Origin of the sequence: Bradyrhizobium sp. dw_411 (genome assembly GCF_018449695.1) — a bacterium.
Classification (GTDB): domain Bacteria; phylum Pseudomonadota; class Alphaproteobacteria; order Rhizobiales; family Xanthobacteraceae; genus Bradyrhizobium.
Genome location: NZ_JAAVUY010000020.1, coordinates 89,092 through 112,235, shown reverse-complemented (window position 1 = coordinate 112,235; position 23,144 = coordinate 89,092). Strand labels below are relative to the sequence as shown.

Annotated in this window: 20 protein-coding genes and 1 tRNA gene; 8 read left to right on the top strand and 13 right to left on the bottom strand. The window is 57.3% G+C overall.

The features are described from left to right. Nucleotides 1–9: 9 nt before the first annotated feature. The 7 genes from eda to HB676_RS28145 form a co-directional block, all read right to left on the bottom strand. Nucleotides 10–657 carry a bifunctional 4-hydroxy-2-oxoglutarate aldolase/2-dehydro-3-deoxy-phosphogluconate aldolase gene (eda, locus tag HB676_RS28175; protein ID WP_213741746.1) on the bottom strand — a complete coding sequence of 216 codons (648 nt, stop codon included), beginning with the start codon at nt 655–657 and terminating at the stop codon, nt 10–12. Then, nucleotides 654–1,628 carry a sugar kinase gene (locus HB676_RS28170; RefSeq protein ID WP_213741745.1) on the bottom strand — a complete coding sequence of 325 codons (975 nt, stop codon included), beginning with the start codon at nt 1,626–1,628 and terminating at the stop codon, nt 654–656. Before HB676_RS28170 ends, eda begins: the two co-directional genes overlap by 4 nt. Before the next feature lie 111 nt (nt 1,629–1,739). After that, a complete protein-coding gene (leuD, locus tag HB676_RS28165) occupies nt 1,740–2,354 on the bottom strand; it encodes a 3-isopropylmalate dehydratase small subunit (protein ID WP_213741744.1) in 615 nt (204 codons plus the stop codon). Nucleotide 2,355: 1 nt separating this feature from the next. Then, entirely contained in the window at nt 2,356–3,762 is a 1,407-nt protein-coding gene (gene leuC / locus HB676_RS28160) for a 3-isopropylmalate dehydratase large subunit (RefSeq protein ID WP_213741743.1), read from the bottom strand. Between the two features lie 19 nt (nt 3,763–3,781). Further along, complete coding sequence (locus tag HB676_RS28155; protein ID WP_213741742.1) at nt 3,782–5,050, bottom strand: MFS transporter; 1,269 nt, start codon at nt 5,048–5,050, stop codon at nt 3,782–3,784. A gap of 153 nt (nt 5,051–5,203) precedes the next feature. Then, nucleotides 5,204–6,289 carry a sn-glycerol-3-phosphate ABC transporter ATP-binding protein UgpC gene (ugpC, locus tag HB676_RS28150; RefSeq protein WP_213741741.1) on the bottom strand — a complete coding sequence of 362 codons (1,086 nt, stop codon included), beginning with the start codon at nt 6,287–6,289 and terminating at the stop codon, nt 5,204–5,206. A 98-nt stretch (nt 6,290–6,387) separates the two neighbouring features. Continuing rightward, nucleotides 6,388–8,739, bottom strand: coding sequence for a xanthine dehydrogenase family protein molybdopterin-binding subunit (locus HB676_RS28145; RefSeq protein WP_213741740.1), 2,352 nt, complete (start codon nt 8,737–8,739; stop codon nt 6,388–6,390). A 362-nt stretch (nt 8,740–9,101) separates the two neighbouring features. Between HB676_RS28145 and HB676_RS28140 the strand changes: the two genes are divergently transcribed. The 5 genes from HB676_RS28140 to HB676_RS28120 all read left to right on the top strand — a co-directional run bounded on the left by HB676_RS28140 (nt 9,102) and on the right by HB676_RS28120 (nt 14,417). Then, complete coding sequence (locus tag HB676_RS28140) at nt 9,102–9,887, top strand: GntR family transcriptional regulator (RefSeq protein ID WP_213741739.1); 786 nt, start codon at nt 9,102–9,104, stop codon at nt 9,885–9,887. 5 nt (nt 9,888–9,892) lie between these two features. Further along, complete coding sequence (locus tag HB676_RS28135; RefSeq protein ID WP_213741738.1) at nt 9,893–10,834, top strand: isocitrate lyase/PEP mutase family protein; 942 nt, start codon at nt 9,893–9,895, stop codon at nt 10,832–10,834. A 368-nt stretch (nt 10,835–11,202) separates the two neighbouring features. Further along, complete coding sequence (locus HB676_RS28130) at nt 11,203–12,564, top strand: sugar ABC transporter substrate-binding protein (protein WP_213741737.1); 1,362 nt, start codon at nt 11,203–11,205, stop codon at nt 12,562–12,564. 63 nt (nt 12,565–12,627) lie between these two features. Next, entirely contained in the window at nt 12,628–13,572 is a 945-nt protein-coding gene (locus tag HB676_RS28125; RefSeq protein ID WP_213741736.1) for a sugar ABC transporter permease, read from the top strand. Further along, the gene (locus HB676_RS28120; RefSeq protein WP_213741735.1) at nt 13,572–14,417 is read left to right on the top strand and encodes a carbohydrate ABC transporter permease; all 846 of its coding nucleotides are present in this window, start codon (nt 13,572–13,574) and stop codon (nt 14,415–14,417) included. The genes HB676_RS28125 and HB676_RS28120 overlap by 1 nt, the downstream gene beginning before the upstream one ends. A 112-nt stretch (nt 14,418–14,529) precedes the next feature. On the opposite strand, the gene HB676_RS28115 is transcribed toward HB676_RS28120, so the two are convergent. The 3 genes from HB676_RS28115 to HB676_RS28105 form a co-directional block, all read right to left on the bottom strand. Further along, a complete protein-coding gene (locus tag HB676_RS28115) occupies nt 14,530–16,167 on the bottom strand; it encodes a choline dehydrogenase (protein ID WP_213741734.1) in 1,638 nt (545 codons plus the stop codon). An 881-nt stretch (nt 16,168–17,048) separates the two neighbouring features. Continuing rightward, nucleotides 17,049–17,123: transfer RNA gene (locus tag HB676_RS28110), tRNA-Glu, on the bottom strand. Nucleotides 17,124–17,206: 83 nt separating this feature from the next. Further along, nucleotides 17,207–17,539, bottom strand: a complete 333-nt coding sequence (locus tag HB676_RS28105; RefSeq protein ID WP_213741733.1) for a hypothetical protein — start codon at nt 17,537–17,539, stop codon at nt 17,207–17,209. Between the two features lie 43 nt (nt 17,540–17,582). Between HB676_RS28105 and HB676_RS28100 the strand changes: the two genes are divergently transcribed. Next, nucleotides 17,583–18,623 carry an RluA family pseudouridine synthase gene (locus HB676_RS28100; RefSeq protein WP_213741732.1) on the top strand — a complete coding sequence of 347 codons (1,041 nt, stop codon included), beginning with the start codon at nt 17,583–17,585 and terminating at the stop codon, nt 18,621–18,623. Nucleotides 18,624–18,839: 216 nt separating this feature from the next. Continuing rightward, nucleotides 18,840–19,739, top strand: coding sequence for an RNA polymerase sigma factor RpoH (rpoH, locus tag HB676_RS28095; RefSeq protein ID WP_213741731.1), 900 nt, complete (start codon nt 18,840–18,842; stop codon nt 19,737–19,739). Nucleotides 19,740–19,826: 87 nt separating this feature from the next. Here rpoH and HB676_RS28090 read toward each other — a convergent pair whose 3' ends face one another. Continuing rightward, nucleotides 19,827–20,297 (bottom strand): hypothetical protein, encoded by a 471-nt coding sequence (locus tag HB676_RS28090; RefSeq protein WP_213741730.1) that lies wholly within the window; start codon nt 20,295–20,297, stop codon nt 19,827–19,829. A gap of 184 nt (nt 20,298–20,481) precedes the next feature. Here HB676_RS28090 and HB676_RS28085 point away from each other — a divergent pair, with 184 nt between their 5' ends. Beyond that, nucleotides 20,482–20,841: a hypothetical protein gene (locus tag HB676_RS28085; protein ID WP_213741729.1), complete on the top strand. Its 360-nt coding sequence runs from the start codon at nt 20,482–20,484 to the stop codon at nt 20,839–20,841. Between the two features lie 119 nt (nt 20,842–20,960). Here the strand turns inward: HB676_RS28085 and HB676_RS28080 are convergent, their stop codons facing one another. Both HB676_RS28080 and HB676_RS28075 read right to left on the bottom strand, forming a co-directional pair. Further along, nucleotides 20,961–21,584 carry a peptidoglycan recognition family protein gene (locus HB676_RS28080; RefSeq protein WP_213741728.1) on the bottom strand — a complete coding sequence of 208 codons (624 nt, stop codon included), beginning with the start codon at nt 21,582–21,584 and terminating at the stop codon, nt 20,961–20,963. Nucleotides 21,585–21,644: 60 nt separating this feature from the next. Then, nucleotides 21,645–22,862, bottom strand: a complete 1,218-nt coding sequence (locus HB676_RS28075) for a GGDEF domain-containing protein (protein WP_213741727.1) — start codon at nt 22,860–22,862, stop codon at nt 21,645–21,647. Nucleotides 22,863–23,144 lie beyond the last annotated feature (282 nt).

Genomic DNA, 23,144 nt, shown 5'->3' with positions numbered 1-23,144 from the left:
AAAAGAAATTCAGTCGAGTGGCATTTGAATTTTCGACACGGACTTTCGTGCCCTCTCTTCAATTTGTTGCCATCTATTCAGCCGTATATCCTCCGCAGATGCGAGCCATGATCCGCCAACAGAAAGCACATTAGGCATAGCGAGATAGTTCGCGAAATCTTGTTCCCCGATGCCGCCGGTTGGACAAAAAAGAGCGTCAGGGAACGGGCCGGCCAACGCTTTAATGGCCGAGATTCCTCCGAGTTGTGCGGCTGGAAATAATTTCACGACATTGAAACCTCGATCTCTCGCAAACATCAATTCCGACGCCGTCGCAACACCGGGGATAAACGGATGATTTTCACGCGCCGCCGCGTCAAGTAGCTCCGGAGTCGCTCCCGGCGAAAAAGAAAAGGCACAGCCGATATCGCGGGCCAGTTGCAGATCCCGCACGGCGAGAACGGTGCCCAATCCGACAACAGCTCCCGGAACCGATGCCACGATTGCTTCAGCTGCTTTAGCCCCTGCCGCAGTCCTGAGCGTTATTTCGAGCGTGCAAATGCCCCCAGCGACAAGCGCCTGCGCCAACGGCACCGCGTGAACAAGTTCGTGTATGGTAAGAACCGGCACGATGCGCGCCGCGCGCATCAGGCCTTCGATTGAACTTGTTGGTGTCATGATTGATCCAAATTCGACGGCGTGCCAAACAAATCGGCCGGCATCGCATCTTGAGGAAGAATTGCGCCAGAATGACGAATGACCACACTGGCAAGTGCGTGGCCGGCAATTGCAGCCTTGGCTGGACGCATGCCCTTGAGACGAGCTGCCAGGTAAGCCGCGGCAAAGCTATCTCCGGCGGCAGTCGTGTCCAATGGCTGCACGACCGCAGCCACCGGCACGTCCGTGCGACTACCTTCGGCTAACACGACACAGCCGGGCTTCATCAACTTGACGACAACTTCTGGCAGTTCGTAACGCGCCAGGAAGTCGATCAAGGAAGCTCCCGTCGTTTGATTCAACAATTTGAAATCGTCTTCCCCGGCCAGCACCATATCCGCCATTCGGAGAATTTGATCGTAAGCCTCAAGTGCATCGGAAATATCCCGCCATCCACGAGGCCTGAAGTTGGAATCAAACACGATGCGCCGTCCACCCTGACGTAAACGTCCGAGTGATCCGAATAAACGACCCCGCGCCTCACCGCTGAAGAGCGAGAGACTGATCCCCGAAAGATATATGACACTGGCAGCAGCAAGTGCTTTTTCAGCCGCTTGGGCACTTGTCTCATCGAACAATTGCCGCACGGGCGCGCTGTCGCGCCAATAGGTGAAATGGCGCTCGCCCTCGGAATCCGTCCTGATCAAATAAAGACCAGGCACCCGCCCCGGAACGCGAAATACGCTCGACACATCGATACCTTCTCTCGACCAGGCAGCGAGCATCGCGTCACTGAGATCATCGTCTCCAAGCGCTGTAACATATCGAACAGGCACGTCCAGTCGAGCAAGATAGACCGCGGTATTTAGCGTATCGCCGCCATAGCCCCGGGCCAGCAATCCGTCGGGTCGCTCGACGAGTTCGACCATACACTCGCCGAGGCAGGCGACGTTACCTTGCCCAAGGCCCGCAAATATCTCGTTGCCGGCCATTAAATCCACACCCCGTCCACTGCACCGATTGCTGCCATCTACGCCGCCGGACAGCCCGACTTTTTACCGGAGGAAATGCCGCAGCAAACGATTTGCGATCATAACGCTCTTCTATCGCGTCTCCAAATCGTAAACCCAAGGCCTTCGGATTCTGTCGGCAGAGCGGAAGTCGCGTATCGCATCGATGGAAAGCATGCTCGTACCAATTTCGTCCAATCCCTGAAGCAGCGCGTCTCGTTTTCTGGGAGGCACATCGAAACCGATCTCCAACCCGCCGGCGCGAATGATTTGCGCGTCCAAATCGATTTCGATTTTAAAATTCGACAATTCAACTTCGGCGGCGAGCTTCTTGTGATCTGCGGCATTCAAAACGATCGGAAGAACACCGTTTTTGAAGCAGCTGTCATAAAAGATTTCGCCGAAACTCGGCGCGATGACGCAGCGAAAGCCGAAACGCTTCAGGGCCCATACCGCCTGCTCGCGCGAACTTCCGCAACCGAAGTTTAACCCTCCGATTAAAACCTTCGCCGAACTGAATGGCGCGCGATTTAGAATAAATTCTTCAATCGGCTTTCCATTTCCGTCAAATCTTCGATTGAAGAACAAGCCGTTCGCCAGGTTGAGCGAGGGGGATCGCAAGAACGGCGCCGGAATTATGGCGTCGGTATCGATATTCGGCTCGAGCAGCGGCGCTGCGATACTGACCAACTTGACAAATTTTTCCATTTTAGATGTACCTCCGCACATCGGCGATCTTGCCTTCGAGCGCCGCGGCCGCGACTGAAGCGGGGCTGGCGAGATGGGTTCTGCTGTTGGGTCCTTGCCGATGCTCGAAGTTGCGGTTGGACGACGAAATACAACGCTTTCCCGCGGGAACCTGATCGTCGTTGACCGCAAGGCACATCGAGCAACCGGACTCGCGCCATTCAAAGCCGGCGTCCTTGAATATCTGATGGAGGCCGAGCGCTTCCGCCTCGCGCTTCACCGTCGATGAGCCAGGCGCGACGAGGGCTCGAACATGCGGAGCCACTTTTCGTCCCTTGATGACGCTGGCGGCGGCCTGCAGATCGCTCAAGCGACTGTTGGTGCACGATCCGATAAAGGCGTAATCGATCGCGATATCGCTCAACATCTGGCCGGGCTTCAGATCCATATACTCCAGAGCTTTCTCGGCATTCTCGCGCTGCAGACTATCGGAAAAGGACGAGGGATCCGGAACTCTGCCTTCAACTCCGGTCACTTCAGCGGGCGTGATACCCCAGGTAATCTGAGGTGCAAGATGGCCGCAGTCGATTTTCATCGTCTTGTCGAACGTCGCGCCGGGATCACTCGGCAGCGTGCGCCAATAGTTGACCGCCTGTTCCCATAACGCGCCGGCGGGCACGAACGGCCGTCCGGCAAGATAGTCAAAGGTCTTTTGATCCGGCGCGATCATGCCGCACCGACTTCCGAGTTCGATCGACATGTTGCAAATCGTCATCCGGGCTTCGATGGGGAGACCTCGTATCAGCGAGCCGGAATATTCGACAAAGTAACCCCGGCCGAGCTGCGTGCCGCCTTGGCCGATGACATGAAGAATAACGTCCTTGGCGAAAACCCCAGGCGACAGGCTACCTTCGATGACAAGGTTCATGATCTTGGGCTTTTTCAGCAGCACGGCCTGCGTCGCCATAACGTGCTCGACATCGCTCGTGCCAAATCCCCAGCTCAACGTTCCGAACGCGCCGTTGGTCGCCGTATGACTGTCCGCGCAAACGATGGTGCAGCCCGGAAGGACAAAGCCTTGCTCGGCTGCAACCACATGCTCGATACCTTGCCGGGGATCAGTGATATCGAACAGGCGGATGCCGTTCTCAAGGCAGTTGCGGGACATCAGATCAAGGGCTTCGCGCCCACCTTCGAATGACCCGAAATTCCGGCCAGCCTTGGTCGATACGATGTGATCGGTAACTCCAAGCGTCAGTCCCGGACACTCGATTTTGCGGCCGGCTCTTTTCAGACCATCGAAAGCCTGCGAGCAAGCCATCTCCTGAATGATGTGCCGGTCAACCTGGAGAAGGTAGATGCCATCGCCGGTATCCCTGATGGCGTGCATATCCCAGATTTTTTCGAACATTGTTGCGGGTTGCGGCATCCTGCTTCTCCGACGCTAGTTATGATGCTGTGGCGATCTGCTCGAGAGGCCGATTTTTGGTTTCCACGCCAAAGATCAACACGACTATGCAAAGGAGAAGGTACATCGCTGAAAGCGAATAGACCACGCCTCCGATGCCGAATTCGGCGAACAGATAGACAATCAGATACGGACTGAAGATCGTCGCGACTCGTCCCGAAAACTGAGTAACGCCGGATGCCCGCAGGCGAATCTTGGTGGCAAACAATTCAGGCACATAGGTTCCGAGCCCGAGCGCAACGAGCAGCAGAATGGCCGACACCATGAAGAACCCGCAAATCGCCAATGCGGCCATGGAATGCACATTCGGATAAATCGCGCCTGCAATGGCCGCGAATGCAGCAACCAGCGCGATGCTATATTTTCGTCCGAACCGGTCGGAAATCCAGAAACCCACGATCGGACCGAACACGCCGCCGCCCGACATCAGCGTTGTGAACCAGAGCGACGAAACCATGTTGACGCCCTGCTTGACCATGAAGGACGGCACCCACGTGATGAATCCGTAAGTGCCAACCAGGGCAATGACGGTAATGAACATCCCCAGCAGCGTGCGTCCGACGAGGGGCGGCTGAAATAATTCGATAACCGATGATTTTTCTATTTTTGGCTCGGGGAGGACATCAAGAGGGACGTCGGCAAAGCCTGACTCCTCCTCGATCTTCTTCACGATAAGATCGGCTTCGTCGTACCTTCCGACCGATTCGAGCCAGCGCGGCGACTCCGGCATGTTTTTGCGGAGTATCCAGACAAAAACGGCCATCACGCCCGCGATCACGAACATCCATCGCCAGCCCAACGTTGGAATGACGATGAGACCTACCAGTGAAGACAGCATCACGGCAAAATTGCTTCCAAGTGCGACAATGGCGATACACCGGCCGCGCAACGGAGGTGGTGCGAACTCGGAGATAAATCCATATCCAATGACATACTCCGCGCCGAGCCCGATCCCCATGATGAAGCGCGCGGCAATCAACCACCACATGTCGGGCGCGAAGGCGGCAAGAATTGAGAACGAACCGAACAAAATCAGATTGAACTGATAAGACACCTTTCGGCCCAACCGGTCGCCGATCGCTCCGGCAAACAGCGCGCCGACCGAGAGGCCCGCAAACGTCGCGGAGATGAATTTGGCGTTCATCGCCATATCAGACATACCGGTCTGGACCAGCGCGCCGAGGACGCCAGCCATCAATGTGACTTCAAAGGAATCGAGAAATAGCCCCGCACCAATCAGAGCCAGCATGCGGCGGTGAAATCGGGACAGCGGAAGCCGATCCAATCGGGCGCCTATCGATGAAGCCGACATTTAGATATTCCCCCTGTAAGCGGCTTGTTGCTATTCTTGAATTGCCGTTCGCGGTCACCAGCTATCGCACCAAGCGTCTCATTTTCCATCTCACCTTGTTGTTGGATCAGACGAGTCCAATCTTTTTCCTGTCTCAGCATCGAACAAATGCATGAGTTTTGGATCGGGTTTGAGCCGGATCTTCTCGCCCGGCCTGAATTGGTGACGCTCACGGAATATGGCGACAACATCCTGGCCGCCCATTTTAGCGACGACGTGAGTTTCGGAGCCAGTCGGCTCAACGACTACAATCTCGGCCTCGGCGCCGTCATCCGCGATGGCGAAATTTTCGGGACGGATGCCGCAAACCACCGGTCTGTTGTCGGAGTTCGCCGGCACGTTGATCGCCGGCAGCTTGACACCGCCCGGTCCTGCGAATTCCGCGCTGCCATTGACGCGCAGGATTCCCTTCAACGTATTCATCGCCGGCGAACCGATGAAACCCGCGACAAACAGGTTGTGTGGCTTGTCATAGAGCGCCAGCGGCGCACCGATCTGCTCCACGACGCCGTCATGCATGACCACGATCTTGTCCGCCATGGTCATGGCTTCGATCTGGTCATGCGTGACGTAAACAGTCGTGGTCTTCAACCGTTGATGCAGTTCCTTGATCTCGGTGCGCATCTGGACGCGCAGTTGGGCGTCAAGGTTGGAGAGCGGCTCATCAAACAGGAAGACCTGCGGATCGCGCACGATCGCGCGGCCCATGGCAACGCGCTGGCGCTGCCCGCCGGAGAGCTGTCGCGGGTAGCGTTCGAGCAGCGGCACCAGGCCCAGGATCTCGGCGGCGCGATTAACGCTGGTCGAAATTTCGGATTTCGGTGCTCTGCGCAGTTTGAGCGAAAACGCCATATTATCGGCAACCGTCATGTGGGGATAGAGCGCGTAATTCTGAAACACCATCGCGATGTCGCGGTCCTTTGGCGCGACGTGATTCACAACGCGCGCGCCGATCCGGATCTCGCCGTCGCTGATGTTCTCCAGCCCCGCGATCATACGCAGCAAGGTCGACTTGCCGCAGCCGGAAGGGCCGACGAGCACGACGAATTCGCCATCGTTGATGGCGATATTAACGCCATGGAGCACATGCGTCGCGCCAAAGGCTTTGCGGACATTCTGGATTGCGACTGAAGCCACTGGCACTCCTTCGGATTTTTGCTCTGTATTTTCATCACTCGATCGCCTGCTTGATCAAGTCTACGAATGCGCGTTACGCCGCATGCAACTCATCACCGTCAAATATTTCTTCCGTGGTTACGCCGTACCTCATCCAAGGCTCGCCATACCCTTTCTGATGTCACCGGCATATCGATGCGCTTCACACCCAATGGTGCAAGCGCATCGTAAATCGCATTCATGATCGCAGGTAACGCGCCGACGCAGCCCGCTTCGCCAGCCCCTTTCACACCGAACGGATTGGCTTTAGTCAGAACTTCGTTGGTTTCGATGCGCATCGGGGGCATGTCACTCGCTCTGGGCATCGCGTAATCGGTGAACGACGCTGTGACCAATTGGCCCTCATCGTCATAAACTATTTTTTCCAACAGGATTTCTCCCAGACCCTGGGCAATGCCGCCATGTAACTGCCCATCCGCCAGAAGTGGATTGAGTACCTTGCCGATGTCATCGACCACCCAATAACCGACGACGCTGACCTCACCGGTCTGTTCGTCGATCTCAACTTCACAAACGTGGCAACCGTTCGGAAAAGTCGGCGCCGAAGGACGGGACACGACCATCGCGCCGAACCCGGGCTCGATTCCGGGCGGTAAGGCCATCAGTCGATAACTGGCTTTTGCCACATCACTGATCGACAATTTGCGATCCGTACCAACGACCGAAAATTCACCGGCCGAAAATTCGACATCGTCAGGCGACACCTCCATCAAATGCGACGCAATATCCTTCCCTTTTTTGATAAGTTTGTTGGCCACTTGCAGGATTGCGGTCGCCATGACGCTGGCTGAACGCGAACCGAATGTTCCTTTCCCGTGAAACACCAGGTCTGTATCGCCATAAACAACTTTCACATCCGACGGATTCACGCCAAGCGTCTCAACAATGACCTGCGTGAATGTCGTCTCATGTCCTTGCCCATGCGAATGCGTTCCGCTCAAAAGCGTAACTGAACCGCCGGGATCGAAACGAATTTCGGCAAATTCCTCGGCGGGCGCGGCCAACGGACCGCCTGCGATTTCGATGACGCTTGCGAGCCCGATTCCGCGCAACTTTCCCACTGTCCTGGACTGCGCACGCCGCCTCTCGAATCCTCTCCAATCGGAGATCTCGAGGACACGGTCAAGATTGCTTTCGAATTCTCCGCTGTCATACGTAAAGACCAGAGCGGTTTTATAAGGCATTGCACTGGACGGGATTAAGTTTCGCCGTCTAATTTCGGCGCGATCGACGCCCATTTCCCTGGCCGCAACATCGATGACCCGTTCGATCGCGAAGGAAGCCTCGGGACGACCGGCTCCGCGATACGAGCAGATCGGACTCGTGTTTGAAAAAACACCGGTAACTGCGGAATATATCGCGGGGGTCGTGTAGGTGCCGGCGAGCCCACCGAGATTGTTCGTCGAGGGATGCGGTCCATTGGCGTTGAGGTAGGCCCCCATGTTGGCGGTAGTGATCACGCGCAGCGCCAGAAAATGGCCCTCGGCGTCCAATGCGAGTTCGGCGGTCGTTTCATTATCGCGTGAATGATGATCGGCAGCGAATGCTTCGGTCCTTTCCGATTGCCAACGGACCGGCGTTCCGCAGCGTTTTGCAGCCCACAACACAAGCGCGGTCTCAGGGAAAATTCCGTCTTTCATGCCGAATGAACCGCCGACATCCGGCGAAATGACGCGGACACGGTTTTGTGGAACTTTCAGGACAAGTTCTGCCAATTCCGATCGGACCGCATGCGGCGCCTGTGTCCCGGAATATAGCGTGAAGCGATCCGCAGCCCGGTCGTAAAGGCCGATCGCATTGCGTGGCTCAAGGGCGTTGGTTGAAACTCTGGCTATCGTGAACTCTGTGCGAGCGACATGCGCTGCGCGGGAAAACGCCTCTTCGACCGCAGCGCTATCGCCGACTTCAAACACAAAACACACATTGTCCGGGCATTCATCCCAGACAGCCGGTGAACCGGGCTGGCTTGCAAGCGACGTTTCGGTCACCGACGGGAGCGGATCGTAAGCAATTTCGACAAGCTCACTCGCATCCTTGGCGATTGCCAGTGTATCGGCGATCAACGCGACGACTGCATCGCCGACGTGTCGAACACGGTCGATGGCAAGGGCATAATACGGTGGCTCGAAAGCGGGACTGCCGTCCACCTTGTGCCGTTTCACTCTGCACGGAAACGGTCCCAGGCCATCTGCGATAACATCCTTGCCGGTCAAGACAGCGCGGACGCCCGGCAACTCCAGCGCGGCAGTTATGTTGATCGAACGGATCTTTGCAGAGCCATGGGGTGAGCGGACAACGAACAGGTGCGACTGGTTCGGGAATGCAAAATCATCGGTATAGGACCCCATCCCCTGAGTTAGTCGAATATCTTCACTTCTCGGCACCGACTGGCCGATTCCGTATTCACGCATTGCCGTTCCAAAGCCGTTCAGGAAGCGAAGCAGTCATTGACTGCGGACTTCCCCGCATTCGCCTGCATGACGTCTGGACATAACTCGCCAAACCCATGTCTAGCGCACCCGCCCTAAAAATGTTCTGGCCCCAAGCCATTTAGTGTTATAACGATTAGAACATGGAGCGATTGACCGGTCAACATACGACGGATCAATGGCTTGTCATGTGAGTGGCAACACTCCGGCAAAAGATCCGGGATAATCACAACGGCAGATGACGGTCAGGTTTTGCTACAATCACCGCTTTAGCTCCGCAATTTACAAGCGTATGGTGGCTGGCAATTTCCCCTTCGCGATGAAGTTCTTACCGCATGAAGAGAATGAAGCATACCAAGCCCTCAAATGTCGCGATCCTGATTCCGCGGAAGCGGGCGTCCACTGAGCTTCGAACGAAAGAGGAGCAGGCATACGAGGACGTCAAGGCGATGATTTTGTCCGGCGGTCTACCAAAGGATGTTTTTCTTTCCCAGCGCATGTTGGCGGCCAAGGTCGACACCAATATTACGACCATTAGAACTGCCCTGCGGCAGCTTGAGAGAGATGGCCTGATTGAAAACGTCCCGCGATGGGGTGTCCGCATTCCGGTCGAAACTGAGGAAAGGCTGCGCGATTTATATTTTGTGCGGGATATTTTGGAAGTCGCCGCTGTTCGGCGCATCGTGCAATTGCGAGATACCGTGAATGCCGCCATCTTGCGTGAAAAGGCCAAGATAGCCGACGCGTTTGCGCGCAAACTGCCCGATAACGTCGTGGCTTTTTCGCAAGCGCATTTTGATTTTCATCTTGAAGTCGCAAAACAGAGCGGGTCGGAGCTACTTTTTCATAGTCTTAATCGCGTCCATTTCCGTAATTGGTTGTTATGGCACGACGTCAGACTTTGGAAGAATCGGCACCTGATCGATCACCAGAAACTCGTCGAAATCATTTTGAACGAATCCGAGGATGAGGTCATCAAATACATGCGCATCCATATCAATAACGGGCTCGAAAATGAACTTGCAGAGCTTCGGAAAGCTCAACTGCTCCCCTCCGGGAAAACGACATCAGCCGGCAACAAAGCCGGAAAAATATCGAAACCGCGTAGTGCCACGATGAAGGCCAGATAGGCCGCTTGGGCGTTAGAACCATTTCTCAAGCAACCTTCCTTCTCGCTCGTCCCGCCAACAAGAAACCGATCATGCCGACTTTACGTCAACTGCATCGCGAACAGCAGCCACTCATCAGCCCGCTTGCACACGATGCATTATCAGCGCGTGTCATTGAACGCGCCGGATTCAAGACCTTCAATATCGGCGGATCCTCTCTGCTCGCGGCGCGCCACGCATTGCCGGATCTCGGTCTCGCCGGGTTTGGGGAAATGGCGGCCGGCATCCGGGACATCGTTGAAGCGTGCAGAATTCCCTGTCTGGTCGATGGGGACGATGGGTATGGCGATGTCAAAAGCGTCACCCGCATGGTGCGGACCTATGAGTCCATGGGTGTTAGCGGCCTGCTGCTGGAAGATCAGGCGCGCGAGACAAAACAGCCTGGCGCCGCCTCGGCGCGCAACGTCATCCCGCTGGACATCATGGAGCAGAAACTGCGTGCGGCGCTTGAAGCTCGCAGCAACAGCGAATTTGTTATCATTGGTCGAACTGATGCTCTCGCCAGAGAAGGATTGGATGGGGCGATACGCCGCGCCGAACGATTCCTGAAGTTGGGAGCGGACGGCGTATTCGTCGCTGGACTGAAAACAGAACAACAATACGAGCGCGTAGGTGCGGCTTTTAAGGGCCACTGGAATGCTGCAGCGCTTTTCCAGAGTGCGCAAACGCCCTGGATTTCTCCGCAAATTCTCCATGCGATGGGTTTTTCGCAGGTTTGCTATCCAAATCTGCTTATTGGACGCATCGCGAAAGCGCTGCAGCAGGGTCTTGAGCGGCTGACGTCGCTCGCGAACGGAAATACCGGCGCGTTCGAAAACAGTGATAGCGAAATGGCGGTCGACGTTCTCAATGAAGCGATCGGCCTGAATCGCTGGAACGAGATAGAATCTCGCTTTCAGACCGTTTAGGAGCGCGCTTTCAATTCCCTTGCACCGAACTGAGTTCGCAACGGAGATCAAGAGCACGCTTTTCAGCTTGATGATCACTGGTTTGGCACAAGCCGAACTACAACCTGTTTGAACAACTTTTGCGCCGCAAAAAATCAAGCCTGACAAAGTCTGCCGTTTACGAACTGACTGACTGCGTGTTATAACAGTTCTTGCACACAAGCAGTTGAAGCTTGGAAGAAACAAGAAAACCCGGGAATAGCGCCGCAGATTTAACGAGAACGGCGTTTCCCGACCGACGATTGATCGAACGACATTACCGGACGACATCGTTTGGTACCCACGCTTTGGGCCGCGAAAGTTGATCTGCACGAAGGGGAGGAAACGCAATGAACCGCTACAGGCGATTGACGAAACGTGTACTGCCGCTGGCGATCGCGATCGGCTTTTGGACCGGCATGACCCTCTGCGCCTCCGCGCAGAAGGTGGTGAATATTTGGCACACCGAGCCGAACCCGGCCACCATTGCGGCGATGAACGAGATCATCGCGAAATTCGAAAAAGAGAATCCCGGCATCAAGGTTATTCAGGAAGCCGTCGGCTGGGCAGACCTCGATAAGAAGATGCAGACTGCCCTCGCTTCGGGCGCGCTACCCGAGGCCTCCCATGGACAAACCTATATTGAGCGCTCGCTCGCAGCGAAGGGATTGTTGCGTCCGCTGGACGATGTCGTTGCGTCGATCGGCGAGGACGATATTTTTGATGTGGTGAAGAAGCTCGACTACAACACGAAAGAGAAGAAATATTACGGTTTGGCTCACGCCGTGGGAGCGGACCTGATCGTCTATCGCAAAGATTTCCTGCGCGAAGCCGGTATTCCTGAACAAGCACCAAAAACCTGGCGTGAGTGGCTCGATCAGTTGAAAAAACTAACCGTCGATACACCCAAAGGCAAACGCTATGGACTGACGCTCGCCGGGCAAGGCTTCTGGGCGAACGAAGATTTGTATATGTGGGTTGGTTCGAATGGTGGACGCCTGTTCGCGGATAATGGCCGGCCAACCTTCACAGAAAAACCTGTTCTCGAAACGCTCGAGTTCTGGAAAGAACTCAGCGATTGCTGTGTTCCTCCCGATTGGCTCAGTCAGGACTATCTCGGCTCCGTCGCCGACGTTGCAGTTGGCAAGGCAGCGATGGTCATGAGTTGGGGCCGAGCCAGCGGCTACTTTGAGCAATACGCTCCGGACCAGGTCAAAAACAATGAATTCGGCGTGTTCAACGTCAAACCGCTGGGCCCGAACGGCAAGGAATTCCTGACACAATTCGATTGCGAGCCCTGGATGATTTTCAAGGACTCGAAAAATCCGGAAGAAGCCGCCGCGTTCCTGAAATTCTTTTTCCGGCCTGACAATTACCTGACCTACGTCAAGTCTGTGCCGATTCAACTTTTCCCGATCACGAAGTCGATGCAATCGAACCCCGGCTATCAGGCGCTTCCGGAAATTCAGAAATGGAAATTCTGGGTAGAAGCACAAAAGAATATTATTCAGAGTAATGAGCCGAAGCCGCTGTTGATCACGCGCTGGCAGGATCTGGATTTGCCATTCATTGCGGAAATTGCCGGCTCCGGCATTCTCTCGGACATGGTCATCGACGTCATGAAGAACGGCAAGACTCCGCTGGAATCGGCAACTCGCGCCCAGAAGCGCGCTGAAACGCTGATCGGCCAACTGGGCTACGCCAACTGGTAGACCTTCAGAACTACTCATCAGCGCCTCCGCGCTGATGAGTATCCTTGTTACGGCTCTTTTGACTTGAAGGCGAATAGCGCGTTGTCCGAGCGAATATCCCCAACCGCATCAGGGCTTGCACCTGACCGAAGGCGCATCCCCGAAAATTGGTGGGGTATCATTTTAATGGCTCCGGCGATCCTGCTGATCGCCGGTCTCGTTCTGTACCCGGTCCTTTATTCGATGTGGCTTAGCCTGCATGCCAAGCACGCCTATCTTCCGATCCAGCGCTTCATCGGATTCGAAAATTTCAAGTTTTTCCTGCTGGAAGACGAAGAATTCTGGCGCGCACTCAAGCTCGGATCCATTTTCACGTTCGGTTCTCTAACGCTCCAAATTGTGATTGGGATCGGCGCGGCGCTCGTTTTGAACGAAACATTTGTCGGGCGCGGCTTTGTTCGGGCGGTCACGCTGTTTCCCTATATGCTGCCAACGATCGTCGTCGTGATCCTGATGCGATGGATTTTCAACGATAGCTACGGGATCGCAAAATATCTCATTCAGTCCAGCGGACTGACCCAAACGCCAATCGTATGGTTCAGCTCCGGAATGGTGATGATCACCCTGATAATGGTCAGCACCTGGACCTTCTTTCCGTTTGTCGTCATCGGCACGCTATCAAGGTTGCAAACCATAGACCCCGAGCTTTACGCCGCCGCCAAGGTCGACGGCGCCGGAATATTTCGTCGTTTCTATCACATTACCCTGCCGCAACTCCGCAGCGTCATCTTTGTCGTCGTCCTGCTCCGCTTCATGTTCATGTTCACAAAATTCGACCTGGTCTGGCTTTTTGCCGGCGCCGGCGGCGTGGGATATTTCGTTCGGACGCTGCCGATTTACACCTATCTCAAGACATTCGGCGAAATGCAGGTGGGCGCAGGGGCCGCATTGTCCACAATGATGTTTGTGATGCTCGGAGTGTTCGCCTTTGCCTATTTTACTTTTTTCCGGCGGGAAGAGCACCTGTGATGGAGGACGGCGCACAAGAAGGCGACTGGGTCGTCAGAGCAGCGGTCTATGGTGCGGCGATAATGCTCGTCATCATCTGCGGATTTCCTCTTCTGTGGATGCTGCTGACTTCGATAAAGCCAGATCGGGAAATCCTGAGCCTCGTTCCCACCTTTTGGACCGACAGCCCCCATTTGCACGCTTACGAGCGTTTGTTCACAAAAACGAAATTCCTGACCTATTTTCGAAACAGCATCTTTGTTGCCGGCTGCACAACCATCCTGACAATCACCGTGGGTTCTCTTGCGGCCTATGGTCTGACTCGTTTTCGGTTCCGCGGAAAGGAATTCATCGCCGCGATCCTGCTGCTGACATATATGTTCGCGCCGATCATGATCGTTGTTCCGTTCTATATCATGATGCGCACCGCCGGCCTGTCTAATTCGCTGTTTGGCCTTATCCTGGCTTACACCGCATTCTCGCTGCCTTTTTGCCTCTGGCTGCTGCGCTCGTTTTTCCAATCCATTCCGATTGATCTCGAGGAGCAGGCAATGGTCGATGGTGCGACACGCCCGCAGGCCGTCCTTTTTGTAGTCATGCCCCTTGCGCTGCCCGGCATCATTGCGGTGTCCATCTTCACCTTTATCGTGGCCTGGAATGACTATCTTTTTGCGCGGGTGCTGATTGGTCTCGACGATCTCAAGACACTCCCTTTGGGTCTCCAGGACCTCTATGAGTCCTCCACGCTCGATTGGGGGATGATCATGGCCGCCGGCGTCATGATCACGATCCCGTCCCTGCTCTTCTTCCTCTTTGTCCAGCGTTACCTGATTGCGGGATGGGGCGCCGGCGGGGTCAAAGGCTAGAGCCTTATCGGTTCTGATTGAATCAGAACCGCGCTCCAGTCTTTTGTTTTGACGCATTTTCTTCACGCGAACCGGCATCCACCTCGCTCGAAAACGCTCTAGCGGCGCTGCCTCAAACCTGCGCCGGCTCAAGCATAGGCCGACCGCGAATTTGATCCGCAGCTTTTTCCGCGACCATGATGATAGTTGCGTTTGCTGCTCCAGCCAGATCCGGCAATACCGAACCGTCAACCACGCGCAATCCCTCTGTGCCTTTGACGCGCAGTTCACTATCCACAACGGCGCTCTCGTCGGAATCCGGTCCCATTTTACAGGTGCCGACGGGATGGTGCACCGTCAGCAGGCACGATCGGATATAGGCCTCTATCTCGGAATCCGAACTGCAATCGGGCCCGGGTGCAATCTCCTTTTCAATGAAAGGCGCAACGGCAGGCTGGCGCGCTAGATCGCGCAGCATGCGAAAGCCGGTTTTCATTGTGCGCCATTCTTCGTCAGTACCGAGGAAATTCTGACGAATTTGGACCGGCCTCGTCGGATCTGCGCTGCTAAGTTTAACTGAACCTCGGCTTGCGGGACGCAGCGGCATGATCCGGCAGGAGAACTGATCCTGAAATGCGCGCTTGAATGGCGGAAAGTAAGGTGCGGCCGTTCGCGTCGCGCCGAACCAGAAATGCATCTGGAGATCCGGCACATTCATTGTGCTATCGCTCTTGACGAAACCCGTGACACCAAGCGGTAGATCGGCAGCGAAACCTTTTCCCGAAATGAAGGCCTCCGCGAGCGCGACAACAATTCGGTCTGCCCGCATGTGTTTCAGGAACGGTCCCGGCGTCTTTCGGCGGTAGATAATGGTCGCGGCTGTATGATCCAGCAGATTTTTGCCGACACCTCTCAGAGGCACGTGTGACGCAATGCCATGCGATTGGAGTTCGTCGGGATCGCCGATGCCCGACAGCATCAAAAGTTGCGGCGAGTTGATCGATCCAGCAGTAAGAAGGACCTCTCGGCTTGCGTCGACTTCGGCTTTTTTTCCATTGTCGATATATTCGACACCGGTGACGCGGCGGCCATCAAATTTGAGCCGCGTAACAAGCGCTCCGGTTCTGATCGTCAGATTCGGGCGAGACTTGACCGGATGAAGATAAGCCACCGCCGCACTGCAACGGCGGCCATTCCGAATATTCATTTGCAGGGGTGTGAAACCGTCCTGCTTGGCCGCATTGTAGTCCGCGGTCGCGCCGTAACCCGCCGCGACGCCTGCCTCGACATAGGCCTGGCACAACTCATCCTGAAAACGATTATATTGCACGTGGAGCGGGCCGTCCCCGCCTCTGTATAACGTCTCCCCGTGCTCCCATTTTTCCTGACGGCGGAAATATGGAAGCACGTGAGCAAAGGACCAATCCGGCAGGCCCGACGCAGCCCAACGGTCATAATCGCTTCGATGCCAGCGGTAATGGGCCATCGCATTGATTGACGATGATCCGCCAATCACTTTGCCCCGCGCGCATTCGATCCAGCGATTGTTCATCTCAGGCGTTCGTTCAACGGAATAGCCCCAATCATGGAGCTCTTTCTGCATGATACGCCCCCATGCGAACGGGATATGAATCCAGGGATCTCGATCCCATCCTCCTGCTTCCAGGACAAGGACGGTCGCGGCGGGATCTTCGCTCAGTCGATGGGCAAGGACGCATCCCGCTGATCCCGCGCCGACGATTACGTAGTCAAACGTAGCCCGCTTCAACATTTTAAATTCCACGCAATGCCCACGACAGCGTAGTATCGAAAACTGAAAAGTCGAGTGATGCTTGCATCATATCGGCGGCCGTGATTTGCACCACTGACTTTACAAATCAAATGATGTTACCCTGCAGCGGCGAAGATGAAATGATATGTGTAGCGTCTACAAGACGCTTTGAGTTCGCTATCGTTAGAGCAAGGCGCAAAACGACGTTGGCCACCGCCTTGAGGCGTAAGTACTCTTTGCGTTCGATATCAAACCTAAAGCGATGCAATTTGCTGTTCTCGCGAAGAACGCGCAACGTATCGCGAAAACGCCAAGCGACTTGCGGAGCAGTCGATCGAGTTCGCGCTGGAAGTCTCCGACTTTGCGACCGTGCTCCAGGTCGGCAAGAGCGTGCCGTCAGGCACGGCCGCGGCGCTCGCTGAATATCCGCAGGTGCAGAAGGCCTATCTCGGGGTTGGCCGAGCCATTGCCATACGTGCCGAGACTAACATGCTACCGACAATCCGCGCGTCTATCGCCTCGTCGGGCCAAGCGCCTCGCTGTTCGCTCGCTTGACGACGATTCAAGCGCGTTTGGTCAACCGTGCCGTCCAAGGCACACATGTCACAAATGATCTGAATCAACGTGTCTTATTGTTGATAAGTGAAACGCATTGTTTACGAGTTCCCTCGGGCGCCTCATTTTTGATTCTGTTGCGTGAGGCAAGGTTTGGGTATCCCCTTCCGCAAGGACTATATCCCAAGGACTATATCCAGAGTGTTGTTGACCAGATCGAGGTCGACGGCCATGTCATCCGCATCGTCGGAGATAAAGCCACGCTGGAACAGGCCGTTGTGGGCCGCGTAGTGGCATCCGGCGGTGTTCGCAGATGTATACCGAAGTGGCGCTCCCTAGGGGAATTGAACCCCTGTTTCAGCCTTGAGAGGGCCGCGTCCTAACCGCTAGACGAAGGGAGCGTAGGGTTGAGGGAATAGCCTTGAAATCGGCTGGCTGCAAGAGAGGGTGGAGGGACGGAAAAGGGATGAATTGGCGCTGAACCTTAGGGTTCGTTGGCAAATTTCAGCTTTCCCGTGGGCTTGAGGGTATGGGCGTCGAAGGTGCGGATTTCCGTCATCCCACCTATATCCAGCGTCACCACCAGCCGGTCACCGGCGACGCCGGTCGAGACGATACGGGCCCCCTTCGGCAGGATCGACGTGGTATCGGTGGTGACGGCGCTTCCCTCGGCCCGGAAAAGACGATAGCCGATGGCGATCAGGACGGCCGCTACCGCCAGCGCCGTGGTAAGGCCCGCAATCATCATCATCCGCCGCACCCGCGCGAATAACGCGGCCTGCTCGGGGGTCTGTTCGGGCGCAACGGTCTCGGTCATCTCAAACTCTTGGCAAATTCTCGGTTGAAACAAAGGCTCTTCTTTGGAACAGGATTCACCCAGCGGTCAAACACTCGGCAGCCAAGCACTTGGCGCTCAGACCCTTGCCGTCACCGTTGCCGGCGACGAAGGGTCGGCCCGGCTCGACCGCGTGCTCGCTTTGCGCCTTGCGGAACTGTCGCGATCGCGGCTGAAAGCGCTGATCCTGGCCGGGCAAGTCACCGTCAAAGGCCTTCCCATTCGCGACCCCGCTTATCACGTCACATCAGGCGATACGATCACAATCGACGTGCCGGAGGCGGTCGCCGCGGAGCCCAAAGGCGAGGATATCGCGCTCGATATTGTCTATGAGGACGACGACCTTATCGTCATCGACAAGCCGAGCGGCCTTGTGGTGCATCCCGCCGCGGGCCATGAGACCGGCACGCTGGTTAACGCGCTGATCGCCCATTGCGGCGCGAGCCTGTCGGGGATCGGCGGCGTCAAGCGGCCGGGCATCGTGCACCGGCTGGACAAGGACACCACCGGCCTGATGGTGGTCGCGAAGAACGACCGGGCGCACCAATCGCTGAGCGCGCAATTCGCCGATCACGGCCGCACCGGCGCGATGCGGCGCGGCTATATAGCGTTCGCCTGGGAGGTGCCCGGCCGTGCGCGCGGCACAGTCGATGCGCCGATCGACCGGCATCCCTATGCACGGGAAAAGATGGCGGTGCGCGAAGGCGGCCGCGAGGCCATCACCCATTGGGAAATTCAGGAAGCGTTCAACGGGCGCGACGGCAAACCGGTCGCCGCGCTGTTGGCGTGTCAATTGGAGACTGGCCGCACCCATCAGATCCGGGTGCATCTGGCGCACATCGGTCATCCCCTGATGGGCGACAGCGTCTATGGCCCGCACTTCAAAACCAAGGCCAGCCACCTCGGCCCGGAAAGCCAGGCCGCCCTCGACGCCCTCGGACGCCAAGCGTTACACGCATACCTCTTGGCGCTTGAGCACCCCAAAACCGGAGAAATTCTGCATTGGGAACGCGGCCTGCCGGAGGATTTGCTTCTCCTGCAGAAAACCCTGCGAGCGACGCAATGACGCAGGCTCCTTAAGAAACTGTTGTTATGCCAACAGGTTATACCAGCCACACGGGGACGTGACGGCCGCTATCCTTCCAAATGCCCCTCGATTTGGTGTATGTTGCGCGTGCGTTGAATATCCAACGCGGAACATCGCAGAGCGAATGGCTTTAACTAAAGCTTCGTCTGCCTGGCCCGCCGCTATCGGGGGCCTGAACCACTGGAGGGCGCTACAATGGCCCGTACAGCTACCCTGCCGATTCTCAACGGAGAGTCCGGCCTTTCCCGTTACCTCGCCGAGATCCGCAAATTCCCGATGCTGGAACCCCAGCAGGAATACATGTTCGCCAAGCGTTGGCGCGAGCATGACGATCGCGACGCGGCACATCACCTTGTCACCAGCCATCTGCGGCTCGTGGCCAAGATCGCCATGGGCTATCGCGGCTACGGATTGCCGATCTCCGAGGTCGTCTCGGAAGGCAATGTCGGTCTGATGCAGGCGGTGAAGCGGTTCGAGCCCGAAAAGGGCTTCCGTCTCGCTACATACGCCATGTGGTGGATCAAGGCGTCGATACAAGAATATATCCTGCGTTCGTGGTCGCTCGTGAAGATGGGCACCACCGCGAACCAGAAGAAGCTGTTCTTCAACCTGCGCAAGGCGAAGAGCAAGATCTCCGCGCTGGACGAGGGCGACCTTCGCCCCGACCAGGTGAAGCTGATTGCCAAGCGCCTCGGCGTGACGGATCAGGACGTGGTCGACATGAACCGCCGTCTCGGCGGTGATGCGTCGCTGAACGCGCCGATCCGCGACGACGGTGAGGCCGGTGAATGGCAGGACTGGCTGGTCGATACTTCGCCCAACCAGGAAGCCATCATGGCCGAGCACGAGGAGTTCGATCATCGCCGGCAGGCGCTGAACGGTGCGATCGGCGTGCTCAACCCCAGGGAACGCCGCATCTTCGAAGCGCGGCGCCTGGCGGAAGAGCCGATGACGCTGGAAGACCTCGCCGCCGAATTCGGTGTGTCGCGCGAACGCGTGCGCCAGATCGAGGTTCGCGCCTTCGAGAAGGTGCAGTCGGCCGTCAAAGGCACGATTGCCCGGCAGGAACAGGCTGCCTTGGAAGCCGCATACTAATCAGCGGCTTCGAGATGAGACACGAAAGCCGGCGGCAACGCCGGCTTTTTTGTTGGGCGAAGCTGCGCGGGGACGTGTCGAGAGGCCTCAATAATAATCCCGGAAATATTCGGCGAGGCTGTCGGGATCGTTGAGCGAATAGAAGTCATAGGGATCGCCATACAGCAATGCGCTGGCCTGGGATTTGTAGTCCGGCGACACATCATCGGCCTGCGGCAATGGCCGCGAGAGAATGTCGCGGTAGTCTTCGTAATTCGCCTGCGTGCCGATGAAGACGCACACGCAATGGCTCGGCTCGGCATAGAGGTAGCGCACGTCATTGCCGAATTTGTGGATCACGAAACGATGCGCCGGCAGCGCGTGCATCGCTTTTTGCGCGGCGGGATCGTTGGCGAGCCGCACGCGAAATCCGGCCGACGACAGATAGAAGCTGTTCTTTTCGAGGAACGGCTTGCTCGGCGCCTCCAGCGCGACCAGCAGCGATGCCCCCAACAGCAGCACGGCAGCGGGAAGCATGCCGAGCGCCTTGGCGCCGCGACGACCAACTGAGACGAACATTTTTAACTTCCCCTGCCCAAGCACGCCTGCGGTCGAACGCCTTGCGGCGAAGGCTATAACGTCACTACCGGCCAGTCCAATGCGGAGCAGCGAGCCGGCGCCAGCCGCCCGGCAACAATGGCATTCTTGAACCTCCCGCCGCCGCCGTCCGACCAAACCAATGCGACACCATCCGGAGCATCCGATGGCCATCACCTTGCAATCAACCGTCGGCGGGTTTTCGCCGGAGTTCATCCGCAAACTGCCCGCGCTTGAGCAGGCCATGATCGCGCATGGGCTTGAGCCGTCGCAGTTCGTGATTTCAAAGGACTGGGCCACCCAGGCGGCGGTGCCCTACCCGTTCCTGAAACCGTTCTTCTATGACTATACGGTGTTCGTCGGCGATGAGAATTTTACGGTCACCGAGCCGAACGACATTCGCTTCCTGGAGTATCTCTACAATCGCTGTATCGCTGCAGATGACGAGAACCCGGAGCAGGCGCAGCGCGTCCGGCCGCCCAGCCTGATCAAGCGCTTCTTCACCTGGATGGCGCAACCGGCTTGAGCAGCGACGGGAATATGTAGTGTGGGCAAAGGCGCTCTTGCGCCGTGCCCACCATCGTCAACTCCGCAAAGAATGGTGGGCACGCTTCGCTTTGCCCACCCTACGGTCCAGAGAGACCACTACTCCCCCCATTGCTTCGCCAGCGTCGCGAGCGCGCAGCCTTCGCAATAACGCGCATCCTTGTAGTCGATCCAGTTGTGCGCATAGACCCGATCGAGCGGAATGCCGTAGCGCGCGCGCAGCACCTTGACCAGGATCCGCCACGCCGCGATCTGCTCTTGCGTGGCGCCGCGGGTGACATCGGGATAATTGCCGGCGAATTCCACCCCGATCGAGGTGACCGCGTTGACCTGATGAAAGGTCGGGCCGTTGTCGATGTATTTATTGTCGTTGCGGTCCGCGCCGTCGGTATGGGTCGGGACCAGTGTTTCGGATACCGCCCAATACACCGTGCCGTCGGTTTCCACCCAGACCGTGACGCCGCGCCGGGTCGGATTCTTCGCCTGCAGCGCCGCGCCGCCGCGGGCCGAGCCGGCCGGCCCCTCGGTCTGATGCACGATGATGTTACGCCACGGATGGGCTTTCGCGACGTCGCCCCACGGCGCCAGCCAGACGATCTTCAGACCGGGAATGTCAGGGGTGCCTGACGCGCGCGCGAGTGACGCGATGTCGGGCGATTGCGCAAGCGCCGGGGTCAGTAGCGCGAGCAGAACAAACGCTGCCGCGAGCAGGCGGGAATTCATCGATGGTGCGTCCCGTGAGAGAGTCTCGGATCGATCCGAAGGCGCACTCACAATATCATATTATCCCGCCAGCTTGCGCAGGGGCAGTTCGGCCACCGCATCGTGCCCGGGCACCAGCGGCGGGGAGAGCTCGTACACCGCATGGCGGTTACGGCCCTCCTTCTTGGCGACATAGAGCGCGTGGTCGGCGGCGGCGATCAGCCGGTCCGGAAAAATGCCGGTCTCCGAAGTCCATTGCGCGACGCCGATCGAGACCGAGATCGGGACGTCAGCCCCGACGCAGGCGGCGGCGTCTTCACGGCAGACGTCGATGATCCGGTGCGCGATCATGGAACCTTCGCGCAGCGTCGAGGCCGGCAGCACGACGCAGAACTCGTCGCCGCCGGTGCGCGCCAGCATATCGCCCGGCCGCAATCGGGTCTGCGCCATCAGCGTGAAATGCTGCAGGCAGGCGTCGCCCGCGGCGTGGCCATGGGTGTCGTTGATGGTCTTGAAGCCGTCGAGATCGATCACCAGCAGCGCGAACGCCTCGCGGTTGCGCTCGGACCGCGCGCATTCCTCGGTCAGGCGCTGCAACAGATGCCGCCGGTTGCCGACGCCGGTGAGATCGTCAAGCAGCGCCAGATCGGCGACCTCGTTGCGCAGCCGGTCGATCGCCATCAGCAGGAAGCCGAAATTCCAGGCCATCGACAGGAACATCAGCGCCAGGATCATGATCGACTGCGGCGCGTTGAAATGCGCGAACGAGACTTCGCCGCCGAACAGTTTCGACACCACGCGGGCGGCATAGATGGTGAGGATGATAATGCTGACCAGGCCGGCGAGCCGGGCGCCCGGACTGACCCGCCCCTCATGCTTCGACATCAATAGTTTCAGCGTCAGCGCCAGCGGCAGCGACTGGCCTAGCGAATAAATCACGACCCGCATCGTCTCGCTGTCATAGCCAAACAGGAACAACGCTGTGCCGGCAAACATCAACCCGGTGATCAGCGCGGTGCCGCGCCATTTCACTGGCTCATTGTAGAATTCCTTGATGCCCATCGCCGCCACGCAGGCGGCGAAAACCAGCATGGTGCCCCCGATCCACAGCGGCACCAGCGAATCCGTAGCCATCCGCAGCATCGCCGCCGCAGCACCGATCGCCGCCGCAAAGGCCGATCCGGTCCAGAACCGCGCCGCCGCGAAGGCAGGGTAGCTTCGCATGACATAGGCCCAGATCAGGCCCAGCGCGAGAAAATTAACGACGAACGCTGTCCAAAGCGTCGGAACGTTCAGCATCGTGAAACCAGCACACGCACGGTCCTGTCTCCCCTGTTACCCAACAACCCACCCATGACTATCCCCGTAGTCTTGCGGACAACATGCAGCCGCTTCGCTTAACGGACTCTCACCGCAGTCCCGACAATCCGCGCCGTGGTTTTGAATTAATGAAGACGGCGCATCGCAGCGCGCGATGAGGCAGAATGCGGCGATGATATTGGTGCATTGTTAACCCTGCCGGACCGGGCCTGGGGTGAGCGTGCCAGCGCGAGATTCGCCGGTGTGAGGGCGATCACAGCG

Coding starts and splice junctions, on each gene's coding strand:
- HB676_RS28085 (WP_213741729.1), top strand. CDS start 20,482: ATGGCCATCACCTTGCAATCAACCGTCGGCGGGTTTTCGCCGGAGTTC.
- HB676_RS28170 (WP_213741745.1), bottom strand. CDS start 1,628: ATGGCCGGCAACGAGATATTTGCGGGCCTTGGGCAAGGTAACGTCGCC.
- rpoH (WP_213741731.1), top strand. CDS start 18,840: ATGGCCCGTACAGCTACCCTGCCGATTCTCAACGGAGAGTCCGGCCTT.
- HB676_RS28080 (WP_213741728.1), bottom strand. CDS start 21,584: ATGAATTCCCGCCTGCTCGCGGCAGCGTTTGTTCTGCTCGCGCTACTG.
- HB676_RS28105 (WP_213741733.1), bottom strand. CDS start 17,539: ATGACCGAGACCGTTGCGCCCGAACAGACCCCCGAGCAGGCCGCGTTA.
- HB676_RS28155 (WP_213741742.1), bottom strand. CDS start 5,050: ATGCTGGCTCTGATTGGTGCGGGGCTATTTCTCGATTCCTTTGAAGTC.
- HB676_RS28140 (WP_213741739.1), top strand. CDS start 9,102: ATGAAGCATACCAAGCCCTCAAATGTCGCGATCCTGATTCCGCGGAAG.
- leuC (WP_213741743.1), bottom strand. CDS start 3,762: ATGCCGCAACCCGCAACAATGTTCGAAAAAATCTGGGATATGCACGCC.
- HB676_RS28130 (WP_213741737.1), top strand. CDS start 11,203: ATGAACCGCTACAGGCGATTGACGAAACGTGTACTGCCGCTGGCGATC.
- HB676_RS28145 (WP_213741740.1), bottom strand. CDS start 8,739: ATGCGTGAATACGGAATCGGCCAGTCGGTGCCGAGAAGTGAAGATATT.
- HB676_RS28090 (WP_213741730.1), bottom strand. CDS start 20,297: ATGTTCGTCTCAGTTGGTCGTCGCGGCGCCAAGGCGCTCGGCATGCTT.
- HB676_RS28075 (WP_213741727.1), bottom strand. CDS start 22,862: ATGCTGAACGTTCCGACGCTTTGGACAGCGTTCGTCGTTAATTTTCTC.
- HB676_RS28120 (WP_213741735.1), top strand. CDS start 13,572: ATGGAGGACGGCGCACAAGAAGGCGACTGGGTCGTCAGAGCAGCGGTC.
- leuD (WP_213741744.1), bottom strand. CDS start 2,354: ATGGAAAAATTTGTCAAGTTGGTCAGTATCGCAGCGCCGCTGCTCGAG.
- eda (WP_213741746.1), bottom strand. CDS start 657: ATGACACCAACAAGTTCAATCGAAGGCCTGATGCGCGCGGCGCGCATC.
- HB676_RS28115 (WP_213741734.1), bottom strand. CDS start 16,167: ATGTTGAAGCGGGCTACGTTTGACTACGTAATCGTCGGCGCGGGATCA.